This is a genomic window from Zhongshania borealis, assembly GCF_039539625.1.
In the GTDB taxonomy this organism is placed as follows: domain Bacteria; phylum Pseudomonadota; class Gammaproteobacteria; order Pseudomonadales; family Spongiibacteraceae; genus Spongiibacter; species Spongiibacter borealis.
The window spans coordinates 1-14,135 of record NZ_BAABDM010000017.1; the positions used below are offsets into that span (position 1 = coordinate 1).

A 14,135-nucleotide genomic window follows, 5' to 3' on the forward strand; every position below is an offset into this window, starting at 1 on the left:
GGCTATTGCATCAAAGTCCTTAAGCCAGCTGTATTTTCGGCTTCGCTTTGCAATAGCCAATAGTGGCTTAATGTCCTTTGATGCGCGTAAAGAATCACCGTGAACTTTATATCGGTGGCTGATTATGACGAGCGCCTTGTTATAAACAAAACGTACAGCGCCAAACTGCCGATCCAATTCGGCTTTTGCCTGATCGTTCGGATACAGCCTGACTTTCATTGCGCGTAACATGAAGATGAATATACTGTATGCATACCCAGCTATCAAGGTTTTCGCACGTATGAAGATGCTATCCGAAAGCGGCATAGCGTAACGCTACTTTATGTCCATTTGGTGTTCACAACCAAGTATCGTCGGAAGGTATTAACCGGGCAACACATAGAGGATCTGTCTTGGGCATTTAAGCATGTGTGCGCCAAGCATGGCTGTGAACTTGAGCAATTCGATGGTGAGCGCGCTCATGTTCATCTACTTGTGAAATATCCGCCGCGCATTTCGGTGTCTTGGCTCGCGAATCAACTTAAAGCTACCGGATCACGACGGCTGAGGGGCCTGCACCCTGACTTGCGGAGGTTATCGAAAAGTTCTGCTCTTTGGAGTCGATCCTATTTTGCCTGCTCTGCCGGTGTACCGACTATAGACATTCGGCAGTACATCGAGCAACAAGAAACCCCACCAGGCTAGCGCCTGGACGCCTTATATCCCCGCCCTAATAGGGGCGAGGGTTTACGGCGCAACTGCTAAGATAAATTAGCGACTTTTCAAGGGTACTATCGCTACCGAGACCTATTCATAGATCGCAGGCATCTCTTCTAGGTTTTCATCACCGGCCACATCGATATCCGCTATAGTCAGACTTGCGCTTCCGCGAACAGCACCGACCACGGTAACTTCTTCAATTAATTGCGCAGGCTCATCGGCCATAGCCGACACTGGCGACAAAAACACGGCAGCCACGGCAAGCATCATTACTGAAACAGATTTAACACCACGATTTGAAAACATATACACTCCGCTTTTCAAAAACCAACACCAAGGAAAATTAAGGGGCTAAACACGTCCAGCCATAAGGACAAATTATCGTGTAGGAATGTTACATAGTGATGACGCTAATATGACAATGCCGCATGATTGGGCGAAAACGTGAATTAATCATACATCCCAGTACAGGATCGACTCTAGCCAGCAGGACACCACGACCAAACTCCCCGCGGACCCCTGCCGCAATTGTCACGATGTAAGCACCACCAAAAATAACTACACTCAAGTGTAAAAATATATTATGGTTACACCAGAGCAATGCGCAGTGGCGCCGCCAGACGATAGCACTTCGTCAGCGCCATACATTAGCCACGATAAAAGCCATAATATGGGGAGCAAAAATGCAGGATTTCACTAATAAAGTTGTTGTCGTTACCGGTAGCGCCAGCGGTATAGGTAAGGCACTGGCCAAGGCCTTTCTTGCAGCTGGGGCCAAGGTAGTACTTTCAGACGTCGAAAAAACCGCCCTAGACAAGACCGCCGCCGAACTCAGTGCCAATGGCGGTGTGGTGCGCGCCATCGTTACAGACGTATCAAAGGCCGAATCAGTAAGCGCCCTAGCCGACACCGTATTTGCAGAGTTCGGCGCCTGCCATATTCTCTGTAACAACGCCGGCGTTAGCGTTTCAAACTGCAATGTATGGGACACCACGCCAAACGATTGGGCTTGGGTATTGGGTGTAAATTTACGCGGCGTCGCCCACGGTATTCAAGCCTTTGTGCCGCGCATGATTGAATCCGGCGAGCCAGGATTAATCATGAACACATCCTCCGGCGACGGCGGTATTTCACCGCTGGCAGATCAATCTGTTTACGCCTCAAGCAAAGCGGGCGTATCAATTATGACCGAATGCCTGAACGCTCAACTGGTTGGCCAAAACACCCAGCTCCGCGCTTGTATTTTCTACCCTTCAGGCGGCATTTTGCCTACTGGAATCTGGACTACCCGTCGCAACCGCCCAGCGGAATTAGCGCGCGAAAAGCCCGCGCCCGAAGGCGGCGAAATGACCTTTGACGAATTTATGACTGGCATGAAAGAAATCGGTGTTGAACTACCCGTTCAAGACTTAGACGAACTCGCTGCCTTTGCCCTAGATGGCATTCGCCAGGACGATTTTGTCATTATGATTGGCCGCGAAACCATGGAAGCGACTCTTGTGGAGCGCGCTAAAAAACTAGCACGTGGCCAGTGTCCTATTGAGCACGGTTTACACGGCTAAAGCCACGACGGGCAGTGCTCAGCTGAACATTGCCCGTCACCTTACATTACTGTACTTTACAAAACCGAACACGTTTTGAACGGTTAATTTGGAGCGCAGCAATGAACACATCCCTAGACGCATGGCACAAGGCCATTAGCAGCAAAGACGTATCAGCTCTAGACACCCTCCTCGCAGAAACCGCCGTCTTCCACTCGCCAGTTGTGCATAGCCCGCAAGAAGGCAAAGATCTTACTAAGATGTATCTCGCAGCAGCCTTTCATGTCTTGGCAAACGACAGTTTTCACTACGTACGCGAAGTTGTAGACGGTAAAAATGCGGTATTGGAGTTTGTCGTAGAGGTCGACGGAATTATTGTGAACGGTGTGGATATGATTCGCTGGGACGACAACGGAAAAATTGTCGACTTTAAGGTGATGCTCAGACCTTACAAGGCAATTAACTTAATCAAAGAAAAAATGCGGGCAATGCTAGAAAGCCTTTAGGCACATCGCCCCAGAACAACTGCCACAGTTAATTACTGTGGCGTTGCGGCGGTTTTACTCAGCTCAGCTGCACTCAAGCCAGGAAGGCTACCAAGCAATTCAAAGGTAGACACTGATCCAACACTATCAAGCAGGTCACCGCCGAGCACTAGGCCGGCGCCTGGGAGACTCAGCGTATCATTTAGCAAAGTACCACTCAGCATATCCCCACCCAAAACCAAACCAACATCTAACAAATCCCCCACCACAGGCAAGGTTTGCGCTGAGAGTGACGAGCTTACTGTTAACGCGCCCAGAAACAGCGCACAGGAACCAGCCCCCATCAACTTCCCCTTTTTCCAGAGCTTCAACATCCTCATCCTCACTAATTAGACCAAAATTATCAATTCAATAGAGACGAAAATACCACAAAGCTTTTTCAATTACTCATTTTCGTGAATTTGTCACTAACAACGTAACCAAGGTCACGCTTGCTTATTCGGCGCTTCAGATAAGCCCGGGGCCAACTGCTTGGTTAAAAAATCAACGAGCAATTTGATTTTCGGTGACAAGTTCCGATTATGGGGAAACAGCGCCCATATCCCCTCCTCCGGCTCACGATAATGATCAAGCACTCGGATCAAACGCCCATCGTCAAGAAATGCACGTACATAATAATCGGGCAGCTGAATCACACCGAGCCCCTTCAGCGCAGCATCCACCAAGGCGTAACCACTATTGCAACGAATACGCCCGACTACCCGCACATTGCGCGACTTTCCCGCTTCTTGAAATCGCCAAAAATCCGACGCACCAAGCAAACAGGCATGCTGCTCTAGTTCCGCGAGTGAATGAGGAATTCCGTAGCGATCTAAATAATCAGGTGCGGCACAAACATAGCGCGTGCGCGATGCCAACTTTCGCGCCATCATCGCTGAGTCAGTCAACTTGCCTATGCGAATTGCCAAGTCATAACCCTGTGTCACGAGGTCGTCTAGCTGATTACTGAGCTCGCAGTGCAACTCTAAATCGGGATACCGCAGCAAAAAATCATTCACTAAAGGCATGATATTTTCTTCGCCGTAGGTAATCGGCGCCGTCATCTTAATCTTACCTCGCGGTGTTGATTGCAAATCCGAAATAGCGCGCTCGGCCTCTTCCAAACCGTCCATTAAGCTGCGGCAGTGCTGGTAGTAAACACCGCCATTTTCCGTCATCACCACTTTGCGGGTACTGCGAAAAAACAACTTAGCGCCGAGCCGGTCTTCTAATGCACTAATTTGACGGCTAATTTGCGCAACTGAAACCGCTAAACGACCGGCCGCAGCAGTGAAACTGCCGGTTTCCGCCACTGCCACAAACTCAGCAACACCTTGCCATTGACCCATTATTACATTTCCGTAAAAGTGTTTTGCATATAACTCGATTATCACCAATACAGAAACAATTACAATGAGCCACAGTAAACAACACATCCATTTTTTCGCCACAACGAGAAATCGCCATGTCTGAACAATTCATTAAATCCAAAGCCGCCGTCGCGTGGGGGCCAGGCCAACCCTTAAAAATTGAAGAAGTCGATGTCATGCTGCCCAAGACCGGCGAGGTCTTAATTAAAATTGTTGCCTCCGGCGTCTGCCATACCGACGCATTCACTTTATCTGGCGATGACCCAGAGGGTATATTCCCGGCAATTCTCGGCCACGAAGGCGGCGGGATTGTTGAGCAGATTGGCGAGGGCGTCACTAGCGTCAAAGTCGGCGATCACGTAATACCGCTTTACACCCCCGAGTGTGGCGAGTGTAAATTCTGCAAATCCGGCAAGACCAACCTCTGTCAAAAAATCCGTGAAACCCAAGGTAAAGGTCTGATGCCTGACGGGACAACCCGGTTTTATAAAGATGGCCAGCCGATTTACCACTACATGGGCTGCTCAACCTTCTCTGAGTACACGGTACTGCCAGAAATATCTTTGGCCAAAGTGAACCCCGCCGCACCACTGGAAGAAGTTTGCTTGCTCGGCTGTGGCGTCACCACGGGAATGGGCGCAGTGATGAATACCGCCAAGGTAGAAGAAGGCGACACGGTCGCTATTTTTGGTTTGGGTGGCATAGGGTTATCGGCCGTCATTGGCGCCGCAATGGCCAAAGCCAGCCGCATCATCGCCATCGACATTAATGAAAGTAAATTTGATCTGGCCCGCAAGCTCGGCGCCACCGAATGCATCAACCCAAAAAATTTCGACAAACCAATACAAGAAGTCATCGTAGAAATGACCGACGGTGGCGTTGATTATTCTTTTGAGTGCATTGGCAACGTCAATATTATGCGCTCGGCCTTAGAGTGCTGTCACAAGGGCTGGGGCGAATCGATCATTATCGGCGTGGCCGGCGCGGGCCAGGAAATTTCAACCAGACCATTCCAGCTTGTTACCGGCCGAGTCTGGCGAGGAACCGCGTTTGGTGGCGTTCGCGGCCGCTCTGAACTTCCAGACTACGTCGAGCGCTATCTCGCCGGCGAATTCAAACTCAGCGATTTCATCACTCACACTATGCCGCTAGAAGACATTAACGAAGCCTTTGAATTAATGCACCAGGGCAAAAGTATTCGCTCAGTTATTCACTACTAAGCCGGCACGATCAACAAGGACGCGCGGTTGAAAAGCCGCGCGAAGCGCTATGAGCATAGAAAATATCAGCAACAACAAAGCCTTTGGCGGTTGGAATAAGCAATACACTCATCGCTCAAACACACTGAATTGCGATATGCGTTTTGCCATTTTTTTGCCACCGCAAATCAATACCGGCACTAAAGTACCGGCTCTCTACTGGCTGTCGGGCCTCACCTGCACCGACGAAAACTTTATGCAAAAAAGCGGCGCGCAGCGTATCGCCGCAGAGCTCGGCATTGCCATTATCGCACCGGACACCAGCCCCCGTGGCGACGACGTAGCCAATGACGCCAGCTACGACTTAGGTCAAGGGGCGGGGTTTTATGTCAACGCCAGCCAAGCACCTTGGAATCGTCATTTTCATATGTACGACTATATTGTGAATGAGCTGCCCGAACTCATCGAACAGCATTTCCCGATATCCGACCAACGCGCTATTTCCGGTCACTCCATGGGCGGTCATGGCGCCTTAACAATCGCCATGAAAAACCCCAAACGCTATTCGTCGATGTCAGCCTTTAGCCCAATATGCAACCCGATAAACTGCCCTTGGGGACAAAAAGCCTTTAGCGCTTATTTAGGCGCTGATAAAGACGCATGGAAAGAATACGACAGCTGCGAGTTAATGCAGAGTGCAACAAAGTTTATTCCCGCGCTAGTCGATCAAGGGAATGATGACCAATTTCTAAGCGAGCAACTTAAACCGCATTTATTGGCCGCCGCCGCGACTGATAAAAGCTATCCGCTGCAACTGAATTATCACGATGGTTACGATCACAGCTATTATTTTATCGCCAGCTTCATCGAGCAGCACTTACGCTTTCATACCAAGCACTTCGCAGCAAACAACCACTAACATCGACACGAAAAATTAACTTAAGCGATAGTCATCCCAATCCACCTGCCGAGTTCGACGTATGTATTCGTATGTCGTACCTGGCCAGTTGTTAGTAATTTTATCGCCATCTTTATACCAGCTAGCCTCAATCGCGTTCCACGCCATTTCCGACAGGCGCTGCTGCATTTCCTCGTTATACTGTTGCTCAACCTCATCTTTAACGTCAATCGCCTCCTGACTACGGCTATCTAGTTCGGTAATAACATCCGTAATATAACGAGATTGAGCCTCTGCCATAATCACAATCGAATTATGGCCAAGGTTGGTATTTGGACCATACAGCATGAACAAATTCGGAAAGCCATGGGTCATCATACCCAAATAGGCCTGCGCGCCCTGCTGCCAGGCATCGCGTAAAGTCTGTCCGCTAACACCGCGAATATCCATCGGCGCCAAAAAGGGGTTTGTCTTAAAGCCAGTGCCATAAATAATGACATCAGCAGGAATCTCCCTGCCATCGGCAGTGACCACGCCGTGCTCTGACAAGCGAGTAATGCCGCCAACTTCTAGTTCGACATTTTCTCTCGCCATCGCCGCATAATAATCATCTGACACTAAAATACGCTTGGCACCCATTGGGTAATCAGGTGTCAATTTAGCCCGCAAGACTGGGTCTTTAATATGCTTGTTTATATATCGCCGGTGCATCCACAAACCTATTCGGCAATGTAAACGCCAACCTTTCATTATTGGAAATATTAATAGTTCATTTCGCAGCCAGACGCTAAAACGGTAGTAGTTCGCGAGCAGTGGAATACGTGCAGACAACCATTGCTCCCAAGCCCGATAGGGTCGATCCAGCTTAGGAATAACCCAATTAGCACCGCGCTGAAAAACGGTAAGTTTGGCAACCGTCTGCGCTACTGGGGGAATAAACTGCAAGGCGCTGGCGGCATTACCGACCACGGCAACCCGTTTGCCGGTCAAATCAATATCGTGCTGCCAACACGCCGAGTGGAACTGCGGCCCATTAAAAGTCGCCTGCCCGGGTATTTCAGGTGTGAACGGCCGATGTAGCTGCCCAACCGCCGCAACTAAAAACTGGCAGCACCACTGCTGACCATCGACACTAAGTAATTCCCAGCACTTGGTCTCTTCATTAAAATGCGCGCTACTGATTTCCGTTGCAAATTGTATATGCTCATACAACTTATATTTTTTTGCAGTGCCTTTTAGGTAGTCAAAAATTTGCGGCTGTTCTGCCCATTTATACTGCCAATCAGCATTATGTTCGAAGGAATAACTATAGAGTGCAGAGGCAATATCACACTCTGCACCGGGGTAATGATTCTCGCGCCACGTGCCACCGACTTCCTCTGCTTTTTCCAAAACAGCAAAATCGCTGATGCCGGCTTTCTGAAGATGGATAGCCAAGCCCATTCCAGAGAAGCCGGCACCAATGATGATAATTTTTCGCGTATTTAGCTCCGCCACTATTGCTCCCCAAATTACTTTTGTACTTCTCGTCGACGGCCTATGGCCCTCGCGAAAAGTCATTATTATTTTTTAGTGTATCAATGCCGCCAATAAACAGCGCCTTACAAAATCATAGCGACAATATCATAATTCCTGAGCGCTAGGCGCTGGCAGCACGCCAACCGAAGACATCGCCAAACTGCCCAACCACACTTGTCCGTCATACTCGTTCACGCTGGTTATCGTATGATATTTACCGCTCGACGACTGTAAATTAAATTTCACTTTGCCGTCTAGGCTTAGCCCCAATGCAAAACCAAGTTGGTTCGCCGGCACCAGAAGCTCGGCGGGCAAGCCGCCGAGTAATTTTCGTATAAAAGGATACTGCGACAGTGCGTCAATCTCTTTGCTTCGCAAGGCCGGCATTGCCACCCAAAAGGTATCAACACCATTAAAACTGATATTGTCCGGCATACCGGGCAAGCGGGCGATAAACGCATCACTAAGGCCAGCTTTTGGGCCTTTTAACCACAAGCGTGTCACCCGAGACGCGCCGGTCTCGTTGACCAACACAAAATTATCATCCGGCCCTAGAGCAACACCATTCGCAAAGTACAAACCCGTTAAGTGCACCCGCGTTCGGCCGGTCGACGGCTCATAGCTCAATAAACGTCCGGTCGCACTGGCCTCGACAATGTCATAGATATAATTGTGTAAACCGAAGCGACCTGAAGCGTCACTAAACCAAATACTCCCATCCGCCGCGACATCAACATCATCAATAAAACGCAGTGAGGGATCATCGGCATAATCGACAAGCGTTGTAATTTCACCCGTAGGTGACACAGATAACAAACCTTTAAACGCATCCGCGACAATCAAGTTGCCCGCGCCATCAAACTGCATACCTAGCGGGCGCCCACCAGTATCCACAAATTCCCGATGACTACCCTCAACAAATCGCCCCTCCGCGACCGCAAAACGCACAATCCGACCGTCTTGATAGCCGGTAAAAAAATCGCCGCTAGGGCCTTTCACGATATCCTCCGGGCCAACACCAACATTTTCTAAATGTCTTGTTAAAGCCTCGAGCCGTTCATTTGTCGAAAAATCACCTGTTAAACCGTCCCCAACCGGAGCGTCAAATGCCACAGGCTGAATAGGTGAGCGAGCATGCAGGGCCAAACCAACAACCAACAACAGCAAAACCACAACGGCAGACCAACGGATAAAACGCCCCATGACTATCTCTCTTATCGTTATTTAATGTGAACTACCCGCCAATGAATTAGCGGGCTTCCAAAATCAAGCAGCGCTGATAGAGCCTACTTCAATGTATTGCAACAACAATCTCGACGAGTGCGAGCACGTCTTAAAAAGCCAAAACACTAGCCGCGACAGCACAATAGCGCTAAGCTAAATTTAACATTTGACGACAGCATGCTAGCTTTCTTTATGGATGTAAACCTATGCGCCCCCTGATCCGAACTTCCGCACTTAGCGGATATAAAGAACTCGTCTGTGAACTTGGGGGACACCCCGATCCGCTGCTTCGACAATTCAATATTGATCCTGATCGGCTAGAAGACCTAGATTATCTTATTTTCTTCCACAGTTTAATGCAGGTTCTCGAAGCGTCGGCAGAAACATTGCAATGCCCAGACTTTGGCTTGCGCTTGTCGGCTAAGCAAAGCATGGAAACTCTTGGCCCAATCGCAATTATGGCGCGTACTTCGAGCACGTTCGGTGACGCGTTATTTTGTATTGGCCGCTATATTGCTCACCATAGCCCTGCGATAAAACTCTCTCTCGACAACACATCCTCGCCCCAATTCCCAAGAATCATGCTAGACATCAACGTGACGGATTTCCCGTACCGTCATCAAACAATCGAAATGGCGATTGGTCTAATGGCCAATATCCACGCCATACTAACGGAGAAACGCAAAAGACCGGAGGCGGTACTATTTCGACATAGCCGTGTTTTGGATTTAAAAACCTATAAGCGTCACTTTGGCTGCCCAGTCTTGTTTAATCAAGACTGTAACGCCCTAGTGCTAACCCCAGAACAACTTGATTTCCCAATCCGCACTGCAGATGCCTTTCAGCGCGATGTCATCGCGAACTACGTGATCAAGAAAAGTGGCGGTTCGCCGCTCAACTTTATCGAGCAAACAAATTTTATTATAAGCCGTCTATTACCCACCCAATGCTGCAATATTAAAAACGTAGCGAACGAGCTGTTTATGCATCCACGCACCCTACAACGACGCTTAAAGGATGAAGACTATATTTTTGAGGACATGGTCGACAGTATCAGGAAGCAAGATGCCCAGAACTTCCTCGCAGAGCGACGCATGCCAATGGCGCAAATCGCCGCGCTATTAGGCTATCAAGAACAAAGCTCATTCAATCGCGCCGCCAAGCGTTGGTTCGGAGTAACACCAAATCATTACCGGAAATCACAGCAGAGCAGCACAATAAACGAACCCTGAGCGAGATATTAGCTGCCAAGCCCCACCTCAATTGCCCAACGAGCCGAATGTGAATAACAGCGACCCACATTGTCGCCAAAAGATAAAAAAATGTCGCTCAATGGCAATTTTAGCGAGTAAAATATCGGCATTCTCGCGCTTGTAAAATTCTACCTCTAGTTCCATCCCGTATTAAAGGAATCGCTCATGCAGCAACGTCGCCCATCTATACACAAGAGTCGTCGGCATCTATTGCGCGCCGGCATTTGTATTGCCATTACCAGCGCCGCTAACAGCGCCGCAGCTGGGCCAATGCTTGAAGAAGTGTTGGTTACCGCGCAAAAGCGCAGCCAGAGCACGCAGGACATCCCAGTAGCCGTTACCGGTTTAACTGGCACGCAGCTCGATAAATACGGCTTTGAGAACGCCAGTGACATCTCTGCACAAGTTCCCAATATGCAGGTCAGCGGACCCTACGGTGACATTCAGCCCATTTTCTCAATCCGTGGCGTGAGCATGTCAGACTACAGTTCCAACCAGGCCAGCCCAATCGGCGTGTACGTCGACGAAACGTATCTAGCCCCGGTATACAGCCACGGCGCTAACTTTTTTGACATCGAACGCCTAGAAGTCCTGCGTGGCCCCCAGGGTACGCTATATGGAAAAAACACCACCGGCGGCGCAATTAACATCATCACTCGCACCCCGCAATTTAACGACGAGCCCAGCAACTACATCAAACTGGGCGCGGGTAGTTTCAACGCCACCAGCGCAGAAGCCGGCGCAGAAACCCAACTCATTGATGGCATTCTAGCTGCACGTGGTGCACTTAGCTTCAAGCGCGACGAAGGCTATGTCGATATTGTTGGGCGCAGTGAAAAAGGCGGCCAAACCGACTTCCAAGGCGGTCGCTTTGCTTTGCATTTTGCCCCAGACGACACCTGGGACGCGGTGTTTAAATACACGACTTCAGGCAATGACGCACTGAGCACCCCAGCCAGAAACGAAGGCCGCACAGACCTAATCGGCGCACCGAATTCTGACTACAATGGCTACTCAGGCCAAAGCCGTAATTTAGATTTCCATGAGACCGAGGCCAATGAAGTTGGCGCGCTTATTACCAATACCGAAATCGTCGGTTTGACCGTTAGCTTTGCCGGCGACGGTTTCTCAATCACCTCGGTATCCTCCTACTACGACGCCGACTATTATCAAAAAGCCGACACCGATGGCTCGCCCAACGACTTGCTGACCATCACGTGGTCTTCCGACACCATCGGCTACAGTCAGGATCTGCGCTTCTCCTCTGAATTCGACGGCATGTTCAATATTATCGCCGGCGTGTATTTCGGGTATGAAGATCAGTACATGCACAATATCTACGATATTTTTGACACCCCGCCGGATGTGCGCGTTGGCCTAGCCAAGCCCGATACGGTTCAGCAATACCCGTTCTTGCTCGACTACGGCATGCTCGATCAGCGCATGGAAACCAAAAAAACCAGCCTAGCCGCGTACTCGCAAATGCGATTTGATTTTACTGATCGCTTCGGCATGGACCTCGGGCTGCGCTATACCAAGGACGGTAACAAGCAAAGCTACTTCAATATATCTCGCGTTGGTTACGACGGCAGCCCTCGAGGTACGTACGTACCTGGCAATACCACCGGTGTTGACGATGCCTATATCTCACTACCGCTATCCCAGTCGCAGCTGATTGATATTCTTAGCGATCCAACGCTGCTGCTAAACGTTCTCAGCCTTGGCTACACACACGGCGCATATACACTGGATTCCGCACCAGAGCTGGAAGCCAATGAAGCCGAGTGGACGGGAAAACTTGGATTTGACTACCGTATTAACGACGATGTCATGGTCTACGTCAGTGCGAGCCACGGCTACCGCAGCGGTAGTTTCAATGGCGGCGCATACTACCTAGCGCGCCCAATTGAAACGGCCTACGCATCGCCAGAATATATCGATGCATTTGAAGTCGGTTTTAAAGCAGACTTACTCGACAACAGCATGCGCTTAAACGCTGCACTATTTTCCTATGACTACACCGACCAGCAGTTTATTAACGTTGTTGGCTTCTCTAACTTCCTAGAGAACGCTGGTAGTTCACAAATTGCGGGCGCAGAGGCTGAATTATGGGCGCGTATAACCGAAAAACTTACGCTGCAAATCGGCTTCGGTTATTTGCAAACCGAGTTCTCTGAACTAACCCTAGCGAATACCGAAACAATTGCAGATGCCGACGATCGCGTTGACCTTAGCGGCAATGAGCTGATCTCAGCACCCAAGTTTAACTACAGCATCTCACTGGATTACGATATTTGGGTAACGGAAGCGGGCTACCTAACAACCAACATTAATGGCAACTTCCAGGATGACCAGTGGTATAGCGCCTACAATGATCAATATGGCTACGGCGAAATTCGCCAGGACGCATACTGGTTATTTAACGCTCGTACCAGCTGGCACGCCAGCGACGATAGCTACTCTGTATCACTGTGGGTAAAAAATCTCGCCGATGAAGAGTACGACAGCTACGCGATAAACCTGCAAGCCGGTTTTGGTCACGACAACTACTTGGCAGGCACACCACGGACCTACGGCGCTGAATTCACCTACCGCTTCTAAAGTTTTGGCATCAGTTCACTGACGCCAAAACTCGCTCAAAAGCAGGCTACGCAAGGAAGCCGCCTGCTTTATCTCACCACACCCCGCCTCACCGTAATACATTGAGACCCTGAAAGTCAGTCTTAAAACCAAGCGGCTAAAAACATCATACGCCTATACGCCGCACTATTTTCCCAGAACTCACCGATCAGCAGTTCATTAATGCTACCGGCGCCTCGAACTTCCTCAAAAACGCTGGCAAATCAGCTATTCAGCGTCTTGACGCAGAGCTGCGGGTTCGCCTCGGCGTGCAAGTAGGCTTAGGTTATTTGTACACGGAATATACCGAGCTAACCTTAGTGAACACCGCAATTAAGCTGCGCTATCTACGTATTGAAAGCACTGCCGCTATATAGGCAAGATATAGCTTATAAAGTCATCCATTCCGCATTATGGTCGGAATAGGAGCGGTAAACCTATGAACCCTAGAAAACTCGGCGCTATACGTCCCGGCCCACTTTCCCTTGGACAACTACTTGTCGCTGGCGGCTTTATTTCCAGCACGACGCTGCACCAGGCTTTAAGCACCCAACGCTGGAGTCGCCGTCGCCTTGGCGAAGTCCTTGTGCAACGGTCTATACTTAGCAGCGTCGAAAAACAGACGATACTCAAGCTACAGGAAAAACTCACGAAATACACATATGCACTTAAGCCCGACGGCAGCATGACAGAGGACTTGCAACTCAGCTTGGGCCAGCTACTTTTAGACAGCGGTGAAATAAGCCCCCAGCAGTTGGATTCAGCACTCGCGGAACACAGTCGCCAGAGTCGGCGCCTTGGCGAGGTATTAATTGAACAACAAGTGTTGACACCAATTCGTCTAACGCAGTGGCTACAACTACAGAAAAAACTGATTAGTGCAGCTGCGGTTGCGACATGGATGATGGCCAGCAGCTGCAATGCAGCCGCAGACGAAAATCAAAAAAGCCTCTGGCAAAAATTTATTTCGGGGAAATTTACTCAGGAAAAAACAACTGACTCACAGGGAACATGGGGGCAGCAAAGCGCAAGAAATCTAGCGGGACTAAACATCCAAAATCGCGATTTAAATGAATTAAGCCGCAGCCGTGACGGCACTATCACTATCAGATTTGGCGAAAAAGGTTTAAATATTACCAAACGATTTTAGTACTCATTGAGCGGTGACTTCTCCCCACCCTACGCTTCGCTAGGGTGAGGCTTCTCACTTCTTAGGCCGCTGCCGACACTGTGCCGGTCTTACGCAGGCCTCCATGAGCAGAAACGACGAGCCCCGTCGCTTTTAACTTC

General features: G+C 49.6%; 14 protein-coding genes. 8 read left to right on the plus strand and 6 right to left on the minus strand.

Annotated features, from left to right (window positions below; all coding sequences use genetic code 11):
- A partial coding sequence (locus ABD836_RS19540; RefSeq protein WP_425583053.1) for a helix-turn-helix domain-containing protein occupies positions 1–306 on the minus strand: 306 nt, incomplete at its 3' end.
- On the opposite strand from ABD836_RS19540, the gene tnpA reads away from it, so the two are divergent.
- Positions 292–684, plus strand: coding sequence for an IS200/IS605 family transposase (gene tnpA, locus ABD836_RS19270; RefSeq protein WP_344939278.1), 393 nt, complete (start codon positions 292–294; stop codon positions 682–684). The genes ABD836_RS19540 and tnpA overlap by 15 nt on opposite strands.
- 102 nt (positions 685–786) lie before the next feature.
- Here the strand turns inward: tnpA and ABD836_RS19275 are convergent, their stop codons facing one another.
- Positions 787–1,005: a hypothetical protein gene (locus ABD836_RS19275; protein WP_344939243.1), complete on the minus strand. Its 219-nt coding sequence runs from the start codon at positions 1,003–1,005 to the stop codon at positions 787–789.
- Between the two features lie 377 nt (positions 1,006–1,382).
- Here ABD836_RS19275 and ABD836_RS19280 point away from each other — a divergent pair, with 377 nt between their 5' ends.
- On the plus strand, positions 1,383–2,261 hold the full coding sequence (locus ABD836_RS19280) for an SDR family NAD(P)-dependent oxidoreductase (RefSeq protein WP_344939245.1): 879 nt from the start codon (positions 1,383–1,385) through the stop codon (positions 2,259–2,261).
- 101 nt (positions 2,262–2,362) lie between these two features.
- On the plus strand, positions 2,363–2,746 hold the full coding sequence (locus ABD836_RS19285) for a nuclear transport factor 2 family protein (protein WP_344939248.1): 384 nt from the start codon (positions 2,363–2,365) through the stop codon (positions 2,744–2,746).
- Between the two features lie 32 nt (positions 2,747–2,778).
- Here the strand turns inward: ABD836_RS19285 and ABD836_RS19290 are convergent, their stop codons facing one another.
- Positions 2,779–3,099, minus strand: coding sequence for a hypothetical protein (locus ABD836_RS19290; RefSeq protein ID WP_344939251.1), 321 nt, complete (start codon positions 3,097–3,099; stop codon positions 2,779–2,781).
- 111 nt (positions 3,100–3,210) lie between these two features.
- On the minus strand, positions 3,211–4,113 hold the full coding sequence (locus tag ABD836_RS19295) for a LysR substrate-binding domain-containing protein (RefSeq protein WP_344939254.1): 903 nt from the start codon (positions 4,111–4,113) through the stop codon (positions 3,211–3,213).
- Positions 4,114–4,229: 116 nt separating this feature from the next.
- Here ABD836_RS19295 and ABD836_RS19300 point away from each other — a divergent pair, with 116 nt between their 5' ends.
- Positions 4,230–5,354: an S-(hydroxymethyl)glutathione dehydrogenase/class III alcohol dehydrogenase gene (locus ABD836_RS19300; protein WP_344939257.1), complete on the plus strand. Its 1,125-nt coding sequence runs from the start codon at positions 4,230–4,232 to the stop codon at positions 5,352–5,354.
- Between the two features lie 49 nt (positions 5,355–5,403).
- On the plus strand, positions 5,404–6,252 hold the full coding sequence (fghA, locus tag ABD836_RS19305; RefSeq protein WP_344939260.1) for an S-formylglutathione hydrolase: 849 nt from the start codon (positions 5,404–5,406) through the stop codon (positions 6,250–6,252).
- A gap of 15 nt (positions 6,253–6,267) precedes the next feature.
- Here the strand turns inward: fghA and ABD836_RS19310 are convergent, their stop codons facing one another.
- Both ABD836_RS19310 and ABD836_RS19315 read right to left on the minus strand, forming a co-directional pair.
- Positions 6,268–7,728 carry a flavin-containing monooxygenase gene (locus ABD836_RS19310; protein ID WP_344939263.1) on the minus strand — a complete coding sequence of 487 codons (1,461 nt, stop codon included), beginning with the start codon at positions 7,726–7,728 and terminating at the stop codon, positions 6,268–6,270.
- A gap of 126 nt (positions 7,729–7,854) precedes the next feature.
- Positions 7,855–8,952 carry an SMP-30/gluconolactonase/LRE family protein gene (locus ABD836_RS19315; protein ID WP_344939266.1) on the minus strand — a complete coding sequence of 366 codons (1,098 nt, stop codon included), beginning with the start codon at positions 8,950–8,952 and terminating at the stop codon, positions 7,855–7,857.
- Between the two features lie 227 nt (positions 8,953–9,179).
- Here ABD836_RS19315 and ABD836_RS19320 point away from each other — a divergent pair, with 227 nt between their 5' ends.
- The 3 genes from ABD836_RS19320 (at position 9,180) to ABD836_RS19330 (ending at position 13,995) form a co-directional block, all read left to right on the plus strand.
- Positions 9,180–10,205, plus strand: a complete 1,026-nt coding sequence (locus ABD836_RS19320) for an AraC family transcriptional regulator (protein WP_344939269.1) — start codon at positions 9,180–9,182, stop codon at positions 10,203–10,205.
- A 186-nt stretch (positions 10,206–10,391) separates the two neighbouring features.
- A complete protein-coding gene (locus tag ABD836_RS19325; protein WP_344939272.1) occupies positions 10,392–12,827 on the plus strand; it encodes a TonB-dependent receptor in 2,436 nt (811 codons plus the stop codon).
- 457 nt (positions 12,828–13,284) lie between these two features.
- A complete protein-coding gene (locus ABD836_RS19330; RefSeq protein ID WP_344939275.1) occupies positions 13,285–13,995 on the plus strand; it encodes a cyclic di-GMP-binding domain-containing protein, MshE-related in 711 nt (236 codons plus the stop codon).
- Positions 13,996–14,135 lie beyond the last annotated feature (140 nt).